General features: G+C 67.9%; 4 protein-coding genes. 2 read left to right on the top strand and 2 right to left on the bottom strand.

What is annotated here, in order from left to right:
• Positions 1 to 22 precede the first annotated feature (22 nt).
• Entirely contained in the window at positions 23 to 1,504 is a 1,482-nt protein-coding gene (locus tag VFU06_09050) for a histone H1-like repetitive region-containing protein (protein ID HEU5209545.1), read from the top strand.
• Positions 1,505 to 1,594: 90 nt separating this feature from the next.
• Positions 1,595 to 3,589 carry a penicillin-binding protein 2 gene (mrdA, locus tag VFU06_09055; GenBank protein ID HEU5209546.1) on the top strand — a complete coding sequence of 665 codons (1,995 nt, stop codon included), beginning with the start codon at positions 1,595 to 1,597 and terminating at the stop codon, positions 3,587 to 3,589.
• A 61-nt stretch (positions 3,590 to 3,650) separates the two neighbouring features.
• Here the strand turns inward: mrdA and VFU06_09060 are convergent, their stop codons facing one another.
• Positions 3,651 to 3,932 (bottom strand): hypothetical protein, encoded by a 282-nt coding sequence (locus tag VFU06_09060; protein HEU5209547.1) that lies wholly within the window; start codon positions 3,930 to 3,932, stop codon positions 3,651 to 3,653.
• Between the two features lie 321 nt (positions 3,933 to 4,253).
• Entirely contained in the window at positions 4,254 to 5,294 is a 1,041-nt protein-coding gene (locus VFU06_09065) for an IS1 family transposase (protein HEU5209548.1), read from the bottom strand.
• Between the last annotated feature and the right edge of the window lie 115 nt (positions 5,295 to 5,409).

Below are 5,409 nucleotides of genomic sequence, written 5' to 3' on the forward strand. Positions count from 1 at the left end.
CACGCCCTCCAGGGAGGTGAGGATGGCCGCGAAGAAGGGCCGCAGCACCGGCACAGCGAAGAAGACGGACAAGCGCACAGCGCGCACCGCCTCCCGGAGCGCCGGGGCCTCACGTTCCGCGAAACGGAGCCCGTCCAGGTCGACTGCGAAGAAGTCTGCTGCCACGAAGAAGACAACTGCCCGGCGTTCGACCAGCGGCGCTGCAGGCAGCGCGAGTGCACGCAAGTCCGCCTCGAAGGCGGGCCGCACCGGCGGCAGCGCCGCAAAGAAAACAGCTGCACGGAAGAGCGGCGGTGGCGCAGGCAAGGCCGGATCGGGCCGCAGCGCGACCGCGAAGAAGAATCCCCGTAAGACATCGCGCACGGCGAAGAAGGCGGCGGTGAAGAAGACCGCGAAGAAGACGGCTGCGAAGGCCGGCTCGGCACGGAAGCCGGCCGTCCGCAAGACCGCTGCAAAGAAGAGCCCGGCCAGGAAGACGTCGACCGGGGCGGCTGCGAAGAAGACGGCAAAGAAGGCAGCCGCGAAGAAGTCGACGGCCAGGAAGACGGCGGCGAAGAAGAGCGCGCCCAGCAAGGCGGCCGCGAAAAAGGCGGCCGCGAAGAAGGCGCCGACGAAGAAGGCGAGCGCGAAGAAGGCGCCGGCGAACAAGGCGGCGGCCAGAAAGGCTCCGGCCGGCAAGCCCGCCGCGAAGAAGAGCGCAGCCAGGGCCGCAGAGACGCAGGCGACCCCGGCGAAGGCAGCTCGCAAGCGTACACCGGCGGCCAAGGCGCCCGCGGTGAAGGAAGCAGCGGCACCGCGCGCCGACGAGGCGCAGGCTGCGACTGCTCCCGCGGCGGAGGTCCCGGCGAAGCGTGCCCGCCGTGGTGCGGCCGCCTCGCAGGCGCCCGGCGGCCCGGCGGCGGAGGCGCGCCCGAAGGGGAGCAAGTCACGCGCAGCGAAGGCGAATGAGCCGGAGGCGGACACGCAGGCGGGCGCGGGCGCGGCCGAAGCATCCACAGCGCCCCGCACCGGCAAGCGGGCGGCGAAGAAGCGTGGCGCGAAGAGCATCAAGAAGCTGCGCAAGAAGCTGCTGCGCGACGACGACGAGATACGCGCGCGCCGCCGGGAGCTGCTCCGTCGCAAGAAGCTACGGGCGAAGCGGCGCGCGATGCGCGAGCGCATGGCGGTGCGACCGTCGCCGCCGCTGGAGGAAACGGACCCGCTCGGCGCGTACCTGCGCGGCGACATGGTGCCCTGCCCGGTCGGGTGCGGCGGTTTCTCGGAGGTCGTGCGTATCGCCACGCGGGAGAACGGCGCGGGCGAGGTGTGGTTCGAGTGCCTGAGCTGTGCGCAGCGCAAGGAATTCGAGGTGCCGGCGCCGACCGCAGAGGAGAGCCGCACGGTGCGCCAGGCACTGGAGGAGGGACGCGAGCCCGGCTGCGTTCGCCATGGCGAGCGGCATGTCGGGCTGCGGCGCCGCGGCCCGAACTGGGTCTGCCCGTCCTGCGGCGTCCAGTACGAGTAGCGCTGGCCCGGTGTTCGCATCAGGGGTGGAACGCCGCCGCTGAGCGCGGTTAGGAGAAGGCGGCACACTCCGAGATACGAAGGCAGCACGATGGAACGCACCGGTCGACTCCAGACACCGCGCGGCGCGCGCATGCACCGCAGCCGCGTGCTGCGCACGGTCGTGATCGTACTGGTGGCCGTGCTCGGCACGGCGCTGTTCCGGCTGCAGGTGCTGCGCGGCGAGGAGTTCGCGGTCGTTGCGCAGAACAACCGGCTGCGGCCGGTGCCGGTGCCGGCCCCGCGCGGCACCATCTACGATCGCCATGGCCAGGTAGTGGCCGGCAGCATCCCCGGGTATCAGGTCATGCTGATGCCTGCGCCCATGGACTCCATGGACGCGCAGATTCAGCGGCTCACCCCCATCCTCGGCCTGACCGAAGCGAACATCCAGCGCGCGAAGCGGAAGTGGTCCCAGCAGCGCCACCTCCCGATGATCGTGCTCGACGACGCCGATCCGCGCGCCGTCGCGCGCCTCGAGGAGCGTCGGCACCTCTTCCCGGGTGTGCTCGTCTACGAGTACGCCAAGCGCTACTACCCGGACGGCGAAAACATCGCGCACTTCATCGGCTACGTTTCAGAGATCAGCGAGGCCGAGCTGGAAGAGCAGTTCGTCGATTACGAGCAGGGCCGCTGGATCGGCAAGAACGGGCTGGAAAAGGAGTACGAGCGGCTCATCGGCGGCACACCCGGTATGCGCTACCTCGAGATCGACGCGCGCGGCCGGATCAAGCGCTGGCTCCCCGAGGAGATGGGCGTGCCTCCCGTGCCCGGCAAGGACCTGCACCTTTATCTCGACCTCGATCTGCAGAACTTCATCGCGGAGATCTTCCCGAAGGAGTACACCGGCTCCATCGTCGCCATCGACCCACAGACGGGTGGCATCCTGGCCTACTACAGCCACCCGACGTTCGATCCAAACCGGTTCATCGGCGGGATTCCCGCGGCGTACTGGAAACAGTTGAACGAGGATCCGGCAAAGCCGCTGCTCGACCGCGTCGCCGGCTCAGGCCAGCCGGCCGCCTCCACGTGGAAGCTGGCAGTCGCCGGCATGGCACTCGATCTGGGCGTGATCGAGCCCGACGAGTACATGCCGCAGGCGTGCAATGGCGGCATCTACTACGGCCGCTACGCCCGCTGCTGGCTTTCGAGCGGCCACGGCCGGCAGAACCTGATCGAGGGAATCAAGAACTCCTGCAACGTCTATTTCTATCAGCTCGGCATCAAGATCGGACTGGAGCGCTTCCTCGAGACGGGCACACGGCTGGGGTTTGGCGACAAGACCGGCATCGACATTCCGACGGAGATTACGAACAGCTTCCCCGCGAGCATCGAGTACTGGGAGGACAGGTTCGGCTACCGCCCGTACGACAACGAGGTGCTGTCACTCTCGATCGGGCAGGGCCCGATCACGATGACCGTCCTCAAGCTCGCTCACATCTACAGCGCACTCACGGCTCCGGGCGGGAAGGTCCCCGCGCCGCGTCTCGCGATGGAGTCCGGCGCCCCGCGCGACACGTTCACGTTCCACGTCGACAAGGTCGACCAGTGGTACCTCGAAGCAGGCATGCGCCGTGTGCTCGGCCCCGGAGGTACAGCCGCTCTGAGCCGCCTGCAGGAATGGGAGCTGCTGGGCAAGACGGGAACCGCGCAGAATCCGCACGGGCCCGACCACGCCTGGTTCGTGGGTACCGGCGCGCGCGCACCCGGTGAGTCGCCGGAGATCGCCGTCACGATGTTCCTCGAGTTCGCCGAGCACGGCTACACCGCGTCCGGCTACGTCGCGGAAGCAGTCAACTTCTACCTGGACCGGAAGTACGGCCGCCCCTTCGAGCGCTGGGCGACGCCACGACTGCGCTTCGCCAACGGGTTGCCCGTGAACTGGAACTTCTCCGAGCCCATCCAGGACCCGCCGCGCCCCACCAGCTCACAGGCGGCCGCGCCAGCCGGTGGTCAGACCCAGACGACAGGGACACCGACAACGGCACGTGCACAGGGCGGTCCCAGCGACGCGGGCACGTCGACGCGACCGAGCGGCGGCAGGTAGGCGCGAGCGGCCGGTGGAGTGTGCCTTGAGGCGCCCCGAGCATCGCGGCGCCTTCCGGTTTTCAGGACCTGCGATGCGGCCGCGGACGCACCCGCGGTGCTGACGCCAGCTGGGCCAGTACTCGTCGCGCAACGATCGCCGCCCGCTGGTCGCTCGGCTCGTACTCTTCCAGGTAAAGATCCAGCAGCTCGCCGATCGGGAGGTGGGCCGCAAGCGACTCGTGGATATCCAGCACGTTCTCGACGTGCGTTTCGATCAACTCCTCCTCCGCATGCGCCATCGCGATCGTGAGCTTGCGCTGCGCGGCATCACCCAGACGTCTGCGTCTCAGCCACCTGAACACCCTCGCCTCCCACGCATCGGTTGAAAACCAGGCTGGCCCGTCGCACGCAATGATAACGCCGGCGCATGCAGGGCGAGGGGGGTGATGTTGCCACGCAGGGTGCGTGCGCCTGTCGAGGCAGCGGGGGCCGGGGGCGGCCCGCCGTCCCGGTGAGCGGCGGGCGGCTTTGGTGCCCGCTAGTCACACTCGGCGTTGCACGCGACCGGGAGAAAGAGGGGGCGGCCGCGCGATGGGCCAGTGGAGGCCCGGATTCTGAGCTCGGTTTCGTTCTGGAGCGGCAATGGCGCAGAAGGACCGCGTCGGACGCGCGGAGGCGTGTCATCATTGTCGCGACCCCTCGGCATCTGTTCGCTGAGATTGTTGGGGGTCGTCGGGCTCTTCCGGAGGGCGAAGTGGCCAGTCGAACAACTGGTCCAGGCGAAATGCCGTGCGGCGCTCCGGGTCCAGCATGCCGAACCACTGGACGTAGTTGTCGAGATAGCGCGTGCTCACGCCGCGAAACCGGTCGAGCCATCGCCGGAACCGTAACAGCAACGCACCCGCGTTGTCCGTGTGCGACAGCATGCCGCTTGCCCCCGTGGGCCGGCCCGCAGTCGCCGATTGAACGCTCAACTTTGCCGCCCGCGCCGCTGACGTTACCGGACTCAGGCGACGCGCACGACGTGACACGATCACCGCTGGCGGCTCCACAAAGGATTTCAGGACAAGATGCCACCAGAATTCTCTCGGCACTTCTTCGCCCGTGTACACCATTGCCGATCTCCCGCTGCGGTCACGCAAGCCGAGGATCCAGCTCCGCTGGTCACGGGCGTGCACGATCGACCGACGCTGGCGCTTCCATCTGCGCGTGTCGACGCATAACACCCTCGTCTCAGCCACTTCCACGAATCCGTTCAACAGCACAGTCTCTTCCGACAGCGCACCATTCAGCAGACGATGGCGCCAGCGAAAGGACGTCGTCAGGTGACAGCCGACCGCGCGAGCGCAAACGCGTAATGACGCGCTCGCCCGCATGTTGTCGCGATACGCGGGCAGGCGTGCGAGGCACTTCGACCATGCGACTGGTGTTCCCGTCAGATCATTGAACGTTCGTCGGCACTCGCGGCACCGATACCGCTGCCGTCCGGAGAACTGCCCCCATCGCCACACCCTGGTAGACTGGCAACGCGGGCACTTCACCTGTCCACCAAACCGCGCCTCGCGGATGGCTTTGATCAGGCGAGTCACATCCTGACCTGCCAGACTCGTGTTCAACATGCAGCGATTGTCGTGACGGCCGCAGGGCGGAAGAATGCGCGGCCGGGACACCAACACTCTCAGCGAACGGAACGCGAGGAGAGTGGCCGATGCGATGCTGCTCACCTGATGCCGCCATCACGCAGCGCTCTCCGCTCCCACGACGCAGCATGCATGCAGCGCCCACGCACTTTCCCGAACGAAAACACGCGCTCTCTGTCGGGCGCCGAACTCTGGTGGC

The organism is Longimicrobiales bacterium, assembly GCA_035764935.1.
Taxonomy (GTDB): Bacteria; Gemmatimonadota; Gemmatimonadetes; order Longimicrobiales; family RSA9; genus DASTYK01.